Source organism: Paenibacillus sp. GbtcB18, from assembly GCF_019091125.1.
Lineage (GTDB): Bacteria > Bacillota > Bacilli > Paenibacillales > NBRC-103111 > Paenibacillus_F > Paenibacillus_F chitinolyticus.
The window spans coordinates 403,842-420,763 of sequence record NZ_JAGXJX010000003.1 but is presented as its reverse complement, the minus strand read 5'-3'; the positions used below and the strand labels follow the sequence as shown (position 1 = coordinate 420,763).

Here is a 16,922-nt window from a genome sequence, read left to right as displayed (position 1 = left end):
TAACATGAGCATTTTATGGGGACTTGTAGGCTTAGCCGTTATTTTGGGGATTGCCTATCTGATGTCTGACCATAAGAAAAAGATTAATTATCGTACGGTTATCGTCGGGCTTGGAATTCAACTGGTATTCGGTTATATCGTACTCAAATGGGATACCGGCAAGCAGATACTGGAAGTCGTATCCACAGGGTTTACGAACTTATTCCATTACGGGTACGAAGGTCTTTCCTTCGTGTTCGGAAGCTTGGCGGATAAGACGCAGGCCACGGGCAATATATTCGCCATTCGCGTAGCGATGCTGGCCGTGTTTATTACGCCGCTGATCGGCATTCTGTACCGATTCGGCATCATGCAGTTCTTCATGCGGGTCGTTGGCGGAGGGCTCGGCAAATTGCTGAAGACAAGCCGCGCGGAATCGTTGGCGGCGGCAGGCAATATTTTTCTGGGGCTGCAAGAAATTCCGATCATGATTAAACCCTATATGAAGTTCTTGACTCGGTCGGAGATGTTCGCGATCATGGTCGGCGGCCTCGCCTCCGTCGCGGGAGGAATCATGGTGGCCTACGCCGCATTAGGCATTCCGATCGCCTATTTATTGTCCGCGAGTTTGATGTCGGCTCCGGCGGGTCTCATCATTGCGAAAATTATGATTCCGGAAACCGATACGCCGGTAGAAGCGGGCTCTCGCGAACTTGAAGAGGAAGATTCGGAAACGAAGGATAACCTCATCAATATTATTTCGAAAGGCGCTTCGGCAGGGATGAGGATGGCGGTACAGATAATCGCCATGCTGATCGCGTTTGTTTCTATGGTAGCGCTGCTAAACGGACTGCTCGGTTGGATCGGAAGCTGGTTCGGGTACGGAGACTTGTCCCTTCAGATGATACTGGGCTGGTTGTTTGCTCCGCTCGCATTTGTGATCGGCGTTCCTTGGTCCGAGGCCACGATAACGGGCAGTTTTTTGGGGCAGAAATTCGTCATGAATGAAATGATCGCCTTCGGTTCATTCGCGAAAGAAATGGAGCATTTGTCGCCAAAAACGATTGCGATCGTAAGCTTTGCGCTTTGCGGGTTTGCGAATATCGGTTCCATGGGGATCCTGTTAGGCTCCATGCGATCGTTAGCTCCTGAACGAAGTCAAGAAGTGGGACGTCTTGCCTTTAAGGCAGTGATCGCAGCTTCGCTGGCTAATTTATTAAGCGGTACGATCGCCGGCATGTTTATGTAGAAGGAAAGAAGTCAACGGAAGGTCATCGAAGCCTTGCAATCTCGACATGAGAATCTGCAATGCAGACTAAAGCCGTTTCCGGGCCTAACGGCTGAGAACGGCTTTGCTGTATTTTGTCTGCGGACCGCTTAGAAGCAAAAGAGAACCGGGAAGTCGCCCCTGTTAAAGGGACGTCCTTCCCGCCGGGGCGTCAGCAAGATTCGGACAGCCCGGAGGGTTTGGCACCCGCGGGATGTTCACGAAGCTGCTGTCCTCTGTGAAAGAACGGGAATGCGGCGAGCGCGAGCAGCGCCAAAATGCCGAAGATGACCGGTCCTTGACCGAAGCCCAGACCCTGAAGCAGGAGCCCGCCGATCCAGGCGCACAGGCTCTGACCCAGAAATGCGAAGCCGCTGGCTCCGTAATAGGCTCCCCGGAGACGCTCGGGAGCGATTTCGCCGATGAGCACATCCCCGACGACGAAACACAGAATTTCGCCCATGGTGAACACAATCATCGAGAGAAAGAGCAGCGCCGTATTCTCAAAGAGACCGAATCCGAAAAGTCCCGCCCCGAACAGGAGGCAGCCCGTTTTCAGCGCCGTCAGGGACGTGTAGCGCTTCATAAACCGGGTCAGCGGATACTGCAGGACTAGCACGCATATCGTGTTGACGACAAACAGGCTGGAGTAGACCGCAACCCGGTCATGACCGATGTACTGCGACAAAGTTGTGTCGAGGTGTGAGTAAGCCCCAGCGACGAAAAAATTGCCGAGCAGCAGATAGAGAAACACCTTATCGGTAAAAACGATCTTCATCATTTGTTTTACGGTTGCCCCGGGTTCATCATTGCTCTGCAGCATATGTCTGAAGGAGAACATAAATACAAGGAGCAGCACGGCATAGATGGCGTAGATAGAGGCGCTGACCAGAAAAGGCAGCAGGGACGACGTGCCTCCGATACCCAGCTTCAGGCCGATTAAAGGCCCGACGGCACCGCCGATATTGATGGCGAAATAGCGTGCGTTAAACACTTCCGTGCGGCTTTCGGCCGGAGTCACATCGGCCAGCAGAGCACGCGCCGCAGGTTCGAACACGCTCCGGAACAGCCCGTTTAGGGCACTGAGGACAAAAAAGAGCCAGGTCGCGTCGGCGAAGGCGAAGCCGATAAACACCAGGCTCCAGGCCGCCATCGAAGCAATCATCACGGGATAACGGCCCAGGCGATCGGACAGCGCGCCTCCGGCAAAACTGCCCAGCGTGCCCACGAACAAGCTTACGGCCAGAATGGCTCCGATCGTCGCGGGATCAATGCCTTTGACCTTGCCCAGATAAATGCCGAGAAACGGAATCGTCATAAAAAAACCGGTCCGGGACAGGAAGGTCCCGATAATGACTCCCCAGGCGACGGGGTGAAAAGAGGGCATACGGAATATTTTTGTTTTCTTCGCTTTCATGGGGATCATCCTTTTTTTTGGCGTTATGTTCAGTATAGCTGCACAAAAGGGGATGAAAAGTGTATGATTTGATGGAAACAGTTCACCTTTTATTACGAATTTATCGAACGGAGGATCGCAAACATGCAGACCGTGCTGCCTTTTTTGGAACTCCGGCTGTTTTTTAGAGACCGGGAGCCGCAGCAGCCTTTTCCCGTTACGGTCGACGAGCTGGCCGGTATTTGGCACTGCACGCCCCGCTACGTGAAGCTGATCGTTCGCGCGCTTTGCGAACAGGGGTGGATCGATTGGCAGCCCGGCAGGGGCCGCGGCAACAAATCGAAGCTGACCCTCGTGCTCGATTCCGACGAGCTCCTGCTGGAGGAAGTCCGCCGCCGCACGGAGCAGGGGGAGGTTCACGAAGCGATGGAGCTGATGAACCGGTTCGGCGGTCCCGCCGTCAAGGACCGGTTTATGGACTGGATTTCCGATGGCATCGGTTTCTCTACGGCAGGAGTGCCGGATTCCCCGCAGGAGACGCTTTGTATGCCTATTTTCCGCTCGATTACGACGCTGGATCCGGGCCTTGTCTATTATGCTTTCGACTGTCATATGGCCCGGCAGCTTTTCAATACCCTCGTCGAATACGACGAAGAGCAGCGGCTCGTGATTCCCTGCATAGCGCATTCCTGGGAAAGCAATGCGGATGCCAGAGAGTGGACTTTTTATTTGAGAAAAAACGTTCTGTTCCATCACGGCCGGGAACTTACGGCGGCAGATGTGATGTTTACGCTCAACCGGCTCAGGCATGATCCCGGCCGTTATGACAGCGGATGGATGTTCCGGGATATAGAGCAGATGGACGCTCCCGACCGGAAAACGGTCGTCATCCGGCTAAGGGAACCGAATTACTTGTTCCTGAGATTTTTGTGTACGATCGCGACCGCCATCGTACCGGAGGATGTTGTGCGCCGGGACGAGGCCGCATTTGCGGAGATGCCCGTAGGCACTGGGCCTTTTCGGATCGTAAGCCGCAATCAGGGGAGATGCGTGCTGGAAGCTTTTCCGGCTCACTTCCGGGGCCGGGCCCATCTGGACCGCGTGGAAGTGCTCATTTTTCCGCCGGAGGAATCCGGCCGCTTGAAAGAACCCGACTGGACGTCCATCATGACGTCCCACGGAGAGACATCCGGCGCGAGGCGGGAGGCTCTGGTAAGCGGGGGAGGGGGATGGCGCAACATGGAGACGATATTCAACTGCAGCAGCATGCTTGTCTTCAACCAAAGCAAAAAAGGCCCCCACAATCATCCCTTGTTCCGGGAAGCGCTTCATCATATTATCGACCGGGAAGCGCTGATCGCCGATCTGAAAGGCGAACGGTTATGTCCGGCCCAAGGCTTTCATCCGCACGAAGATATGGGGGAGAGGACGGGAACCTATTATCCGGTGAAGGGACGGTCTGAAATTGAGACGCTTCTGGAGCAAAGCGGGTATGCCGGAGAGGCATTGGAACTCGTTACGTATTCCTATCACGAAGAGGATGCCCGCTGGATTCAGGATCGCGCCCGTACGTTTGGCGTCTACATTGAAATCCGAGTACGAAACGCGGAGGAATGGTCGGACCGCGCTTCGCTGCAGCGCTACGACTGCCAGCTTTACGGGATTGTTCTGGGAGGCGACGAGGTGCGCGAGCTGGAGGTATATCTTCAGAACAATTTTTTTGCTGCCCTTTGGGACAACGCGACGGAAGAGATCGTCCGCCTGGAGACGGCCGCGATTCTGCGGGAGCCGGTCGAGGCAGCTCGGAAGGAGAAATTTGCGGGTCTCGAACGCTGGGTCCGGCAGACCCATGCCGTTATGTTTCTCGTTCATAAAAAGTCGAACACCGCCTTCCATCAATCCGTCCGGGGAGTGAAAATCAACTCGTACGGGTTGGTAGATTTTCACCATATCTGGTTCAATGCAGGCGCGGCATTCTCAACTTGACAGACTGTCGATAGCTGCTACTGTTACTGTGAGTAGAACGGTTGATACCCGTATGGAAATGGAGATTAACTATGAAAAAATTTCGGGGGAAGAAAAGATACTTCCGCCATTTACGGAAGAAGATAAACGACTTTTATTTACAGCCGGATAACGAATCTTGGTTTGATTTTTGGCATGTCCATCTTGATTTTTGCGGGATTGGAGAACATAGCTTAAAGCTTAGAAGAGAACATATTAAAGCCCATCTTGTACTGTACAACATTTTATTAAAGAGGCTGGAACGAATTGAAAAGCCTTCTCAAAGCTGGATCTGCATCCATGAACAAGACGCGGGCTTGGATGCCGTTTATATTCATACACCCAATCCGAACGGTGACAATTTTCCCTACAAGCATGTATCAATAGATTGGCATTATAAGTTACCGAATAGGTTTAAAGATTTAATTGATCTTGAACAATTCGATGTCGGCTATTATAAGTCCGATGACGGGAATATTTATTTTATTCAATCCAAGGAGCAAGACATAAAGTTATAATGAGATTCAGCTTGACTTTAAAAGCAGAAAATTAGCGAAAGCTTCATTAAAAAAGAAGAACCTTTCTCAGGTTCTTCTTTTTTTGTGGCGGAAACGGCTGATTTCAAGCACAGAAAATGCCTTATTGGCTTCACTCCAGCGCTTCCAGCGTTTCCAGTCCGCTCTTTAGCGCCTCGGGGTCCTCATTTTCCACGCCGAAGAGCGCTTCCTGCAGCGCAAATGTTCCCTTGTAAAAGATTATCCGGCTCATCATCTCGCGGGCTTTCGGGTTTTTAACCAGAACAAGCCGGAAGAAAGATTCCCCGTAAGAGGCAAGTAAAGCCGCATAATCGACTGCCGGATCTCCCATGCCGGCCGAGCCGAAATCGAGAATTCCGCTTACCCGTTTGGATACGGGCTCGTACAAAATATTCGAAGTCCCGAAATCTCCGTGAGTGAGCGAAGGGGTGATTTCGAAGTTCGCTTTGCAGCCAAGAAACGCGGAGAAATGCCGGTCTGTCCAAGTACGCGCGCCCTGTTTCATGTAGGGATAAAGCCGGCTTTGGATGCGTTCATACATATCCGACCATTCGCGGCAGCCGTCATACCCGGGTTCATGCTGCGCACTCATCAGACCCTTCGGGTCCAGTCCGTGCAATTGTTGCAAGAAATCATCGAGTTGTCCGGCTATATGACGCAGAAATGCTTCATCCGGAACGTGTTTCTCATGAGAATCATTCGACGCCTCGGCCTGCAAAAGATCGGCTTCAAGCGGTTCTCCCGCGATTTTGTTGTACCCGATGAAGGGGTGTTCTTTAAGTGAGGGGCATGCATGGATAAAAACCGGTCGCGGAATTTCCAGCGATACATGATCCGCCGCGTAAAGCAGGAAAGCGACTTCTCTCTCCATGTCACGGATGGCCGATTCGTATTTGGGAAACCGGAAAATCAGCCGGCCGTTTATGAGCCAAACGTCGTTGTTTTGCCCGGCCCCGATTTTTTCGGCCGTGCCCAGCGGCAGCTCGGGATAACGCTGCCGGATGGCTTCCAGATAAGGCTGTGCTTCAATCATTGCGGACAGCTCCTTTTTTACTAGATTTTACTAGTACGAGCGTTTGGAAGTCTTCGTTTCATGTGTCGTACGTCGCCATGCGGCCCCGCTTTGCTGGACAGAATACAGGGCGGAATTGGTATAATAGCAGCATATACAAGCTTGCCGACAACCGATGACCCAACCGGCAGCGTTCAGAAGGTTTTGGAACCCGGTGAGGGTGTTCCCCGTTTACGGGTAAGGCTGCTATTTTAGGAGGAAAAATGATGGCCAAGGAAATTTCCCGCATTAAAATCGGCGCACCCGTAGGTAACGTATGGGATGCGCTTACCCGGCCCGAACTCGTAAAGCGTTGGCAGTATGGAAGCGAGCTTGCGACGAACTGGAAGCCGGGCGGCGAGATTCGTTTCCGTAACGAGTGGGAGGGGCAAGTTTTCGAGCAGTGGGGAACCGTACAGGAAATCGTGCCTGACCGGCTGATCCGGTATACGCTTTTCGCTCCACGCCCCGGATTGGAAGATAAGCCGGAAAATTACTTCGTCATGAGCTATCTTTTGGAGGATGAAGGAGACTGGACTACGCTGACGATCGAGAAAACGGATAACCGTCCGGGCGCTGGCAGCGAGGTAACGGAAGACGATGAGGTTTCGCCTGTGCTCTATGCCCTCAAAAATCTCGTCGAAGGGAACTGATTCTACCGCCAGGCGTTTAGGACTCGCAATCGAATCGTGACAACCTGCGTAATTGGCAGGCCTATTCTTTTAATAAGCCCACGAGAGGAGCGGAACGATGAAGAAGATTATGAACAAGCCGGAAAACCTGGTTAAAGAGATGTGCAGCGGTTTTGTGCTCGCTCATCCGAATCTGGAGTTTGACCGTAAATATACGATTATCCGCAAAAAAACGATCCGGCCCGACAAAGTGACGCTGATCAGCGGCGGGGGAAGCGGGCACGAACCCGCGCATGCGGGATTCGTGGGCAAAGGGATGCTGGATGCTGCGGTCTGCGGCGATGTTTTCGCGTCTCCTTCCCAGATACAGGTGTACCAGGCGATCCGTTCAACCGCCAGCCGGAAGGGAACGCTTCTCATTATCAAAAATTACAGCGGCGACATCATGAACTTTAAAAACGCGGCGCATCTTGCGGACGAAGACGGCATACAAGTCGATTTTGTGAAAGTGGACGACGATATTGCCGTAGAGGACAGCTTATACACCGTCGGGAGAAGAGGGGTTGCCGGAACGGTTCTCGTACATAAAATAGCGGGCGCGGCCGCGGAAGCGGGGATGTCCCTGGAGCAGGTAAAGCAGGCGGCGCAGAAGGCCGTGGACCGTACGAAAAGCATCGGATTCGCTTTGTCGTCGTGCACGGTACCGGCCAAAGGCAGCCCGACTTTCTCCATGGAAGAGGGTGAAATGGAGTACGGGGTAGGCATCCACGGCGAACCCGGTATCCGGCGTGAAAGTGTGCTTACGGCCGATGACCTGGCCCGCAGAATGGTAGCCGAGCTGCTGCAGAGTTTCCCCGAAGACGAAGATAATGCGCCGGAAGTGGCGGTGTTGGTCAACGGGTTCGGGGGCACTCCGCTGCAGGAGCTGTATCTGCTGAACCATTCCGTTCAAAGGGAGCTCGCCTCACGGAATATTGCCGTATATAAAACACTTGTCGGCAATTACATGACCAGCATCGATATGGAAGGCGCCTCGCTCACCCTCATGAAGCTGGACGACGAGCTGAAAAATCTGCTCCGCGCGGAATGCGATACACCGGCTCTCACTGTCCGTGAATATACGGAGCCTCTAAGCTGGACGGAAGTCGTTCCTGATGAGGAGTCGCACGGGGACAAGCCGGTTTCTTTCCGCGTTGTGACTCCGGAAGAGAGCGCCGTTATTCATAACGACAGGTTGTCTCTGGACAATATGATCTATCTGATCGATACGATGAGTGAAATCATTATCGAAAATGAGGTGCCGTTCTGCGAGCTGGACGCTCATGCGGGAGACGGCGATTTCGGTATGAGCGTTGCTAAAGGCTTCAAGCAGTTGAAAATGGAATGGAACGAACTAACTGCCGGGGCTTCGGACATCGGATCGTTCCTGGATGCCTGCTCCCTGATTATAATGGAGCACTGCGGCGGCGCTTCCGGCCCGATCTGGGGATCGGCTTTCCGGGCGGCGGGCAGAAGTGTCCGAGGCAAAGCCGGTCTGGATGCGGCGGATATCGCTGGAATGCTGCAAGCTGCGGTCAAAGGAATACAGGACACGGGAGAAAGGTCGTTCGGCAGGGGAGCGGTAGTCGGTGACAAGACGCTGATCGATGCGCTTGTTCCTTACGCCGACTCCTGGAAGGCGAGTGCCGCCGCAGGCACGGACCTGAGAGCTGCCGGAGCCGCGGCTGCAGAGGCAGCGGTAGAGGGAGCGAAGAAGACGGAAGCGATTGTCGCCCGGATGGGCAGAGCGGGAACCGTCGGCGAGCGGAGTATCGGCTATCCCGATGCGGGAGCGCATGCGTTGGGGGTTATTTTCACCGGCCTCGCCAAAGCGCTTCAATAATCGAAGGAAGGATACCGTCCGTACGACATAGTAAAAAACGAACCGTCCCCTTTCAAGAGGACCGGTTCGTTTTTTTACTTCTGCGGCCCGGCAATTCGCCTTGCGCCGCCATGACCTTATTTTCCGTAAAGCGGAGCGATTCTGTCTATGCGGTTCGTCCAGATTCCGCCGCTATAGCCGGAGGGCAGCCGTTGGATGTCTTCAGGGGAATCGAAGCCGCTGGAAAAATCGCTGCCGTCTCCACCGACAACGATAACGCGGGTATTCGCCCCGTCCATCCGGTTCAGAAATTTGTCCGGCCAGCCCCATAACCACGGCGCGATTTTCTCCGGAATGTGCAGCTGTGTCCGCTCGCATGCCGAAGGTATGTAACCTGTCCAGCCTGCTGTTATGTAAGGAATCAGACAGCTTTTCATTGTGGACATCGACATCACACGTATGCCGGGGAGCTCCGCCTTTAACGCGTCAATAGGTTCGTCACCTCCATAGACGGTAAGCCGGTCCACTTGTTGTTTGGGCCGTGCGGACAGAAACTCGGCCAGTTGTTTTCCTTCTGCGGCATCATTACTTTTGATATGAATGAGAAAAGAACGGTCCGGAAATAACTCGAGCACTTCCCCCAGAGAAGGCATGAGCCCGGTTCCTTTGCCGCGAAAAGGATATGTCTTCCCGTGATCGGGGGTATAGCCGTAGCCGATATCCAGTTCTTTCAGCTGCGCCATCGTGTAGTCACTGGTTTTACCGGCGGCCGGAGTTCGGCAATCCAGAGTCCAGTCGTGAAAAACGGCAAACTGACCGTCTTTGGTCGGTTTGATATCCAGCTCCACACTGTCCGCACCCGCTTGAAAAGCCGCTTCCATAGAGGGAATCGTATTTTCCAGATAAGGATGCTCGGGCGGATAAATCCGTTCGGCTGTGCACGTGTCGTTTGCGATATTCTCCATGGTGAAGGTTTGCGCAAGTCCCCGATGGGCAAGGAGGTAGGGAGCGCCGGCATTCCTTTTGACGAACAGGGAACTGTTATTGACATAAAAGAAAACCAGAAGCAGGACGGCGAAAAGAAAAAATTTACTTTTTAGAATACGCTTGATTTTTTTCATGGAAATTCCTCTTATTTTTCGATGATTGGCTATATCCTTAAAAACTTGAAGCGATTGTATACCGAATTCCGCCGTGTCCGCAAGCTCAATACATTTCTTCTAAGATTGTAAGCAGGCGGCCGCCCCCGCCAAACTTATCCCAAACGAATTTCACCGTTTGCAAGCATATCTACCGGAGGAGCGCATACGATTAGGCGAAGCAAGGGGAAAAAGGAGGATCGCCTATGCCGGTTGACGAGATGCAGGTGACTTCGCTAGTATCGGGGTTTTTACCGCAAGGAGCCGAACTGATGACGATAGAGAAACCCGCCGCACATACCGCGATTTACTCGGCCGACTTAACAGGGGACGGCATACCGGAAATTGCGGCGGTTTACCGGTTAAACGGTGAAATGTACCTGCTCGTGTTGACTTACCGGAACGGCGTTTGGCAAAAAGCGGCGACCGTAAAAGGAACCGGCTACGGCTTAACGCTGCTGTCGTCCGCCCCCGTTCTCCGGGCCGGTCTCAACAATCTGCTCGTAGGCTGGCAGATCGGCTCCATTTGGTCGAAGCTGTCGGTTTACGAATGGACGCCGGAAGGGCTTAAAGATGCCGCTCCCGCGGACACGAGCTACAGTTATATCGAAGCGGAGGATATGCCGGGTCTTGCCGGGCGTGACGGAAAAGCCGAAGTGGCGTTTTGGATTCATGATACGGGGGAAGCTTACCGCGTCCGGGTTCTGAGGTGGAGCCACGGGGCGTTTGTGCCGGCGCCGGATGTTTATCCCTATTATTTTCCGCGCGTGGTCCGGTACTACGAGGCGATGACCCGGCAGCATCCGGATTATACGTTTTACTGGTACTACCTGGCCGACGCTCAGTACCGGGCCGGGCTACCGGAGGCGGCGCTGATATCGGTCCGGAAGGCGCTGTCTTTCCCGAATCCCTATCCTTCGCGTGAAAAACTGCTGGAGCTCCGGTTGAACATTTTGAACGGGCTCGGCAGATCGCCCCAAGCACAGATGCCGGCCCTGTTTCCCGCTTCATTGAAAACAACGTCCGGACTGAAATGGGGTTACATCGATCCGGAAGGAAGGCTGGTAATCCGACCGGCTTACGAGGACGCCGCGGATTTCCAGCAGAACGGACTCGCCGTCGTCGGACGGGACGGGAAATACGGCCTGATCGACCGGTGGGCGCACTTTGTCGTGCCGCCTGTATACAATTCGATCCATCCGTTCTCGGAGCGCCGGGCGGTCGTCATCGACAACGAAGGCTTCAAGCTGATCGACGAGAAAGGCAAAATTCTGACTCGTCGTGCCTACCCGTTCATCGCCAATATGGCCAACGGGAGGGCCGTTTTCTACGTCACCGAAGGGGGAAGCGGCGATACCGGAACGAGCAGATACGGCTATCTGGATGCGCAGGGCAGAGAGGTGATTCCGGCGCACTACGAGGAAGCGAACGATTTTAGCGGCGGCCGGGCCGTCGTTAAAATCCGGGACGGCGACTATGCGCTTATCGCCCCGGACGGCCGCAAGCTGGCGTCCTACCCTTACGCATACGTCGGACCGCACGGAGACGGCCTTCTGGCGTTTCAGCAAACCTCCGGCGGCAAGTACGGCTACATCAATGAGCGGGGGAAAGTCGTTATTGCGCCGTCCTTTACGGTGGGACTGCCGTTCCATGACGGCCGTGCCGCTGTCAGCACGTCGGAAGACTACAAGTGGACATACGGCGTCATCGATAAAGCGGGCCGGTATGTGATCAAGCCGGCTTACAACGACATCCGGGATTTGGGCGAGAAGCGGTTTGCACTCGGCAGGGCGATAAATCCCGAACAACCTTTCCTCGGTTCGGTTTACGCGATCGCGGACTGGAACGGAGCGCAGTTGTCGGATTTTCTGTACGACGAGGTTTCCGACTTCAAGAACGGGTTAGCCTCGGTGGCGGAAGCCGAACAAACTTATTTCATCGACCGCAGCGGCAAACCGGCGCCGGGTTATCCGAGAGTGGAAGGAAGCGGCACACTCACGCTTGAGCGGGGAGGGCTGATCAAAGCATACACCGACCGCAGGCTGGCTTATCTGAACCGGGACGGCAAAGTTATCTGGCGTCAGAACACGGTGATTCCCCTGACACCGCCTTACCTCGTAAGAGAAGGTAAATATAAGCCGAACCGCGACTATCTCGTCTATTACCCGCAGGTCGAAGGCCTGAAGGACGAGACGGTACAGCGTACGGTCAACGACAGACTGAAGGAATGGAGCCAGGTGAAGCCCGTCCCCGGAGACGTGAAGCTTGATTATTCGTATTCCGGCGATTTCCAGGTCGCTTTTTTCAAAGATAAGCTGCTCGAGCTGGAACTGACCGGGTACAAATACCCGTTTGGCGCCGCCCACGGCATGCCTTCCAAAACGTATGCGATCCTTAACCTGGAGAACGGCCGCATGTATGCGCTTAAAGATCTGTTTAAAGCGGGAAGCGACTATGTCCGCATACTCAGCGATATCGTGGGCAGGCAGATTAAAGAAGACCCGCAATATGCGTATGTGTTCCCGGACAGCTATAAGGGCATTAAGCCGGATCAGCCGTTTTATGTGACTGAGAATGCGCTTCATCTTTATTTTTTTCCATACGAAATCGGCCCGTATGCCGCAGGTTTTCCGACTTTTACCATCCCGTTTGCCCGGATTGGCGCCATCATCGACCGGGAGGGAGAATTTTGGAAAGCGTTCCATGCTTGAGACGGGACGTTTTTCTTTTTTTGTTATCATTGATAATGATTATCATTTAAATTAAAATAGAGAAAAGCAGGCGAATCACGACGTTGATTATTCTAAATCCCAGATGAGGGGGAATGCAGATGAAGCCGGGCAAATCATCGGCACGCATCGAAGGTCGCGGAGAACGCGCAGCGGCCACGAGACCATACCTGACTGACATCCGGGTGTATATGGATTCGCATTATCACGAGCAGTTGACCGTCCGGCAGCTTGCCGAACGCGTTCATGTCAGTCCGAAATATTTTGTCGATCTGTTCAAAAAAACGTTCGGCCAGAGTGCCATGGACTATTTGACCGATTTGAGGATCAACCGGGCCAAGCGTTATTTGTCCGAGCCCGAACCGCTTCTATTGAGGGAAATCGCCCAGCGTGTGGGATATAAGGACGAATACTACTTCAGCCGTAAATTTAAAAAGGAAGTGGGCATGTCTCCTACGGAGTTCGCGCGGAGTTCGAAACACCGGATCGCGGCTTGGTCCCCCGACATGACCGGGTATCTGATCGCCCTCGGCCTGACGCCGCTTGCGTCCCCGCTCGATCCCAAGTGGACGGCTCACTATTACTACTCGTACCGGAAAAAAATCAGATACGCGCTGAAGCTGACGGACCCTTATGGTACGGGAACCTTCGAGGAAAATGCGGATCTGATGGCACGTCTGAGGCCGGATGCCATCGTGGCCGGGGACGGACTAAGCGACGAGCAGCAGGATACGATCCGTAAAATCGCGCCCGCTCTTTTTGTCCCGACTTCACGGGAGCTGGGCTGGCGGGAGTATTTGCGCCTTATCGCGGTTTTCCTGAATCGTACCGACGAGGCGGAGCAGTGGATACGGGGCTACGACAAGCTTGCGGATGAGGCCCGTATTCAGTCGGAGGCGGCGCTTGGAGATGACGGAATCCTGATCGTGCGGCTTTACGGCAAGGGGTTGTATTCCTACAGTAACCGGGGAATGGAAGATGTGCTTTTCAAAGATTTGAACCTGCGGCAGGTTTCATCCGGCAAGCAGTCCGGCCCGATCCGGCCGGAAGATATCCAAACGCTTGATCCGAGCCGGATTCTCGTCCTGGTCTGCCCGGAATCGGAGTCGAGGGCCTACTGGCTTGCCCTTCAGCATTCACCCGAGTGGAAAACGATCGGAGCGGTCCGTTCGGGAAGCATTTATCCCATCTCGGCCGATCCCTGGCTGGAATACTCCCCGGTCGCCGTCGCACGTATGCTGGATGAAGCGATGCTGCTGTTTACGGGAAAATGTCCAAACGCCTTTCTGGATCATGTGCATGGCGGAAGCCCTCCCGCTGACTTATAATTCCTGTGAATGAGAATCATTATCATCATCATAGGGGGCAGAATTTAGTTATGCGCAATCCATTTGGGAACCTGAATAAAATCGTTACGGTGAAGGTGCTCGCCGTTATATGCACCGCTCTGATGCTGACCGCTTGCGGAGGGAATCCGAATGCGGGAACCGCTGACGGCAAAGCGGGAGATACAAGCGCTTCGGCGGCGCCGACCGGAGCGGCCGGCGGAGAGGAACGGACGTTTACGGACGAGTTTGGCCATACCGTCAAAGTGCCCGCTTCTCCAAAACGGGTCTTCGCGCCCTACTTGGAAGATTCGCTCACAAAGCTTGGAGTGACCCCGGTCGCTCAATGGTCTGCGGGAGGACAAGGCAACAGTTACTTGAAGGAAAAGCTGAGTCAGGTGCCCAAGCTTGACTTTTCGAGCGGTGCCCCTTCTCCGGAAGTCGTGACCGAACTTCAGCCCGATCTGATTATTCTGCAGACCGAATCATACGCATCGAACGGAGTTTACGAGAAATACTCCAAGATCGCTCCGACGTATGTATTCAAAAACGCCTCAAGCGATCCGGCTGCTTCCCTAAGCAAGCTCGGCGAGCTGCTGGGCAAGACCGAAGAAGCGAAGCAAGCTTTGCAGGCCCACGACAAAAAAGTGCAGGAAGCGAAAGCGAAGCTGCAGCAGGCTGCGCCGGGTAAAAAAGCCGCCGTCATCCGTTTCGCGAGCAGGGGCGTAAGCCTGATGGGCGGTAAATATTTGGCCGGTGCCGTCATTCACGATAAACTCGGATTCGGGATGTCCAAGCTGGTGGACGGCAAAAACTCTGCGGCCATCTCGCTTGAAGTGCTGCCCGATCTGGACGTGGATTACATATTTATGATGAATCAGTACGGGCAGGGAACGGAGCGGATGAAAGAAATCACTGATAGTCCGTTTTGGAAAAAGATTCCTGCTGTCCAAGCCGGACACGCCTATGAGGTGAACAGCGAATACTGGCTGGGAAGCGGAATGATTGCGGACGAAATGATGATCGACGATGTGGTCAAGCTGATTGCGAAATGATAGAAAGAACCGTGTACGGGCTAATCCCGGTCACGGTTTTTTTCTATAAATTTATTTGCTAAAAATGGATTTTGACCAAATAAATTCCGGATTTCTTCCATGTGCCGGGGAGATAGGAGCCTATATAATTTTAAATGAAAATGATTATCAATATCACTAAATGGATGCTTACATTTCTTTACTAGGAGGCCGCAAATAATGGTATCACGTGTGGGAATACCCCGCAGAACTTTTCAGGGAGAGACGGCAAATGGCGGTGTGGGGATCCCGAACGCCGAACAGCGGGTGATGCGTTCGTCCCGAACGAATTTGTCCTACCGGATTATGACGGCAATTCCGCCAGGACCGCCTCCTTCGACGGGTTATCCCGTCTTTTATGTCCTGGACGGAAATTCGGTATTTGCCACGGTTACGGAGGCTATGCGGGTTCAATGCCGGCGTCCCGAAGTGACGGGCGTCAAAGCGGCGCTTATCGTAGGCATCGGGTATCCGACGGACGAACCGTTTCATCCGCAGCGATACTTCGATTACACGCCTGAAAAGACTACCAAATATACGCGCAAACCGGACGGAACGGTGCTTCCGGAGCAGGGAGGCGCGGCTGCTTTCCTGGATTTCATTCAAGAAGAGCTGAAACCGGTCATCGCAAGGGAATACCCCGTCGACCTCACGAATCAGACGATCATGGGCCACTCCCTTGGGGGATTGTTCGTCCTGCATACGCTTTTTACAAGACCGGAATATTTCCGTACCTATATCGCCGGGAGCCCGTCTATCCATTGGAACCGCGAATGGCTCGACGAGCGGGAGAAGCTGTTTACGGCTGCGCTTGACGCGGGTTCGCTCCAGAAGAGCTCGGGTATCCGGGCGCTGATTGCGATGGGAGAACTGGAAAATAAGCATCCCTCGGGCAATTACGGGATGGCCAGAGAGATGGCCGCCAGGCTCTCGAAGATGGAGAGCCGCGGCTTAAGCGTACAGTGGCATTCGTTCGAAGAGGAAGGGCATGTTTCCGTCCTTCCCGGATTGATCAGCCGGGGGCTGAGGTTCGCTTTCCGCCCGTAACGAAAGCGGCAAGAGGAAACTGAACATACAGCCAATGGAAGGGAGCGAATGGAAGAATGACAGAAAGTCCGTTTGCACGCGCGCCGTTTACGGGAATCTCCGGCAAAGTTGCCGTCGTGACGGGAGCCGCCCAAGGTATCGGCGAAGCGGCGGCTGCCGTCCTTGGCAGCCTGGGCGCTGTAATAGCCGCCGTAGACCGGCAGGGCGACAAGGCGGCGCGGACAGCCGAAGCTCTGGCAAGCTCGGGCGTTTCCGCCACTGCCTATACGGCCGACGTGGCGGACAGCAGCGCCGTGGAAGAAGTCATCGGCCGCATCGAGCGTGAGCAGGGCCCGGTCGATATACTCGTGCATGCGGCGGGAGTGCTGCAGTACGGAACCGGCGTAACGCTCGGCGACGAGGAGTGGGAGCGGACATTCGCCGTGAACACGACCGGCGCCTTCTATGTGTGCCGCTCCGTCATCAGCCGCATGTCCAAGCGCCGCAGAGGGTCGATCGTGCTGATCGGCTCTAATGCGGGGACCGTGCCGCGTTACGGCATGAGCGCTTACGCCGCTTCCAAAGCCGCCGCGGCCATGATGCTGAAATGCCTGGGTCTTGAGCATGCCGCGGAGGGAATCCGCTGTAATATCGTGTCCCCGGGATCGACGGACACGCCGATGCAGCGGGGCATGTGGGAAGACGAAAGCGGGGAATTCAAGACGATTTCAGGATCGCCGGAACTGTACAAGCTGGGCATTCCGCTCGGGAAGCTGGCGACGCCGGAGGATATCGCCTGGGCGGCGGCTTTTCTCTCGTCGGATCAGGCGGGTCATATAACGCTTCACGATATTCGAATCGACGGCGGAGCCACGCTCGGCCGCTGACAGATAAAAAGGAGTGG

Annotated in this window: 13 protein-coding genes; 10 read left to right on the top strand and 3 right to left on the bottom strand. The window is 54.3% G+C overall.

Going from position 1 to position 16,922, the window contains the following annotated elements:
- The first annotated feature begins 4 nt into the window (after positions 1 to 4).
- Positions 5 to 1,228 carry a NupC/NupG family nucleoside CNT transporter gene (locus tag KVT34_RS12190; RefSeq protein WP_217558898.1) on the top strand — a complete coding sequence of 408 codons (1,224 nt, stop codon included), beginning with the start codon at positions 5 to 7 and terminating at the stop codon, positions 1,226 to 1,228.
- Between the two features lie 190 nt (positions 1,229 to 1,418).
- Here the strand turns inward: KVT34_RS12190 and KVT34_RS12185 are convergent, their stop codons facing one another.
- The gene (locus tag KVT34_RS12185; RefSeq protein ID WP_217558897.1) at positions 1,419 to 2,663 is read right to left on the bottom strand and encodes an MDR family MFS transporter; all 1,245 of its coding nucleotides are present in this window, start codon (positions 2,661 to 2,663) and stop codon (positions 1,419 to 1,421) included.
- Between the two features lie 123 nt (positions 2,664 to 2,786).
- On the opposite strand from KVT34_RS12185, the gene KVT34_RS12180 reads away from it, so the two are divergent.
- Both KVT34_RS12180 and KVT34_RS12175 read left to right on the top strand, forming a co-directional pair.
- Positions 2,787 to 4,628: an SgrR family transcriptional regulator gene (locus KVT34_RS12180; RefSeq protein ID WP_217558896.1), complete on the top strand. Its 1,842-nt coding sequence runs from the start codon at positions 2,787 to 2,789 to the stop codon at positions 4,626 to 4,628.
- A gap of 71 nt (positions 4,629 to 4,699) precedes the next feature.
- A complete protein-coding gene (locus KVT34_RS12175) occupies positions 4,700 to 5,164 on the top strand; it encodes a hypothetical protein (RefSeq protein WP_217558895.1) in 465 nt (154 codons plus the stop codon).
- A 130-nt stretch (positions 5,165 to 5,294) separates the two neighbouring features.
- Here the strand turns inward: KVT34_RS12175 and KVT34_RS12170 are convergent, their stop codons facing one another.
- Positions 5,295 to 6,215 (bottom strand): phosphotransferase family protein, encoded by a 921-nt coding sequence (locus KVT34_RS12170; RefSeq protein WP_217558894.1) that lies wholly within the window; start codon positions 6,213 to 6,215, stop codon positions 5,295 to 5,297.
- A 242-nt stretch (positions 6,216 to 6,457) separates the two neighbouring features.
- On the opposite strand from KVT34_RS12170, the gene KVT34_RS12165 reads away from it, so the two are divergent.
- The gene (locus KVT34_RS12165; RefSeq protein ID WP_217558893.1) at positions 6,458 to 6,886 is read left to right on the top strand and encodes an SRPBCC family protein; all 429 of its coding nucleotides are present in this window, start codon (positions 6,458 to 6,460) and stop codon (positions 6,884 to 6,886) included.
- 97 nt (positions 6,887 to 6,983) lie between these two features.
- Positions 6,984 to 8,747, top strand: coding sequence for a dihydroxyacetone kinase subunit DhaK (gene dhaK, locus KVT34_RS12160; protein ID WP_217558892.1), 1,764 nt, complete (start codon positions 6,984 to 6,986; stop codon positions 8,745 to 8,747).
- A 116-nt stretch (positions 8,748 to 8,863) separates the two neighbouring features.
- Here the strand turns inward: dhaK and KVT34_RS12155 are convergent, their stop codons facing one another.
- Positions 8,864 to 9,847 (bottom strand): glycerophosphodiester phosphodiesterase family protein, encoded by a 984-nt coding sequence (locus KVT34_RS12155; RefSeq protein WP_217558891.1) that lies wholly within the window; start codon positions 9,845 to 9,847, stop codon positions 8,864 to 8,866.
- A 224-nt stretch (positions 9,848 to 10,071) separates the two neighbouring features.
- On the opposite strand from KVT34_RS12155, the gene KVT34_RS12150 reads away from it, so the two are divergent.
- The 5 genes from KVT34_RS12150 to KVT34_RS12130 all read left to right on the top strand — a co-directional run bounded on the left by KVT34_RS12150 (position 10,072) and on the right by KVT34_RS12130 (position 16,905).
- Positions 10,072 to 12,576 carry a WG repeat-containing protein gene (locus tag KVT34_RS12150; RefSeq protein ID WP_217558890.1) on the top strand — a complete coding sequence of 835 codons (2,505 nt, stop codon included), beginning with the start codon at positions 10,072 to 10,074 and terminating at the stop codon, positions 12,574 to 12,576.
- A 119-nt stretch (positions 12,577 to 12,695) separates the two neighbouring features.
- Complete coding sequence (locus KVT34_RS12145) at positions 12,696 to 13,922, top strand: AraC family transcriptional regulator (protein WP_217558889.1); 1,227 nt, start codon at positions 12,696 to 12,698, stop codon at positions 13,920 to 13,922.
- 50 nt (positions 13,923 to 13,972) lie between these two features.
- Positions 13,973 to 14,974 carry an ABC transporter substrate-binding protein gene (locus tag KVT34_RS12140; RefSeq protein WP_217558888.1) on the top strand — a complete coding sequence of 334 codons (1,002 nt, stop codon included), beginning with the start codon at positions 13,973 to 13,975 and terminating at the stop codon, positions 14,972 to 14,974.
- A 198-nt stretch (positions 14,975 to 15,172) separates the two neighbouring features.
- Complete coding sequence (locus tag KVT34_RS12135; protein WP_217558887.1) at positions 15,173 to 16,039, top strand: alpha/beta hydrolase; 867 nt, start codon at positions 15,173 to 15,175, stop codon at positions 16,037 to 16,039.
- A 56-nt stretch (positions 16,040 to 16,095) separates the two neighbouring features.
- Entirely contained in the window at positions 16,096 to 16,905 is an 810-nt protein-coding gene (locus tag KVT34_RS12130) for a 2,3-dihydro-2,3-dihydroxybenzoate dehydrogenase (protein WP_217558886.1), read from the top strand.
- The last annotated feature ends 17 nt before the right edge of the window (positions 16,906 to 16,922 follow it).

Bases quoted from the DNA above. Each gene is read 5' to 3' on its own strand.
- KVT34_RS12190 (WP_217558898.1), top strand. From the start codon at position 5: ATGAGCATTTTATGGGGACTTGTAGGCTTAGCCGTTATTTTGGGGATT.
- KVT34_RS12185 (WP_217558897.1), bottom strand. From the start codon at position 2,663: ATGAAAGCGAAGAAAACAAAAATATTCCGTATGCCCTCTTTTCACCCC.
- KVT34_RS12180 (WP_217558896.1), top strand. From the start codon at position 2,787: ATGCAGACCGTGCTGCCTTTTTTGGAACTCCGGCTGTTTTTTAGAGAC.
- KVT34_RS12175 (WP_217558895.1), top strand. From the start codon at position 4,700: ATGAAAAAATTTCGGGGGAAGAAAAGATACTTCCGCCATTTACGGAAG.
- KVT34_RS12170 (WP_217558894.1), bottom strand. From the start codon at position 6,215: ATGATTGAAGCACAGCCTTATCTGGAAGCCATCCGGCAGCGTTATCCC.
- KVT34_RS12165 (WP_217558893.1), top strand. From the start codon at position 6,458: ATGATGGCCAAGGAAATTTCCCGCATTAAAATCGGCGCACCCGTAGGT.
- dhaK (WP_217558892.1), top strand. From the start codon at position 6,984: ATGAAGAAGATTATGAACAAGCCGGAAAACCTGGTTAAAGAGATGTGC.
- KVT34_RS12155 (WP_217558891.1), bottom strand. From the start codon at position 9,847: ATGAAAAAAATCAAGCGTATTCTAAAAAGTAAATTTTTTCTTTTCGCC.
- KVT34_RS12150 (WP_217558890.1), top strand. From the start codon at position 10,072: ATGCCGGTTGACGAGATGCAGGTGACTTCGCTAGTATCGGGGTTTTTA.
- KVT34_RS12145 (WP_217558889.1), top strand. From the start codon at position 12,696: ATGAAGCCGGGCAAATCATCGGCACGCATCGAAGGTCGCGGAGAACGC.
- KVT34_RS12140 (WP_217558888.1), top strand. From the start codon at position 13,973: ATGCGCAATCCATTTGGGAACCTGAATAAAATCGTTACGGTGAAGGTG.
- KVT34_RS12135 (WP_217558887.1), top strand. From the start codon at position 15,173: ATGGTATCACGTGTGGGAATACCCCGCAGAACTTTTCAGGGAGAGACG.
- KVT34_RS12130 (WP_217558886.1), top strand. From the start codon at position 16,096: ATGACAGAAAGTCCGTTTGCACGCGCGCCGTTTACGGGAATCTCCGGC.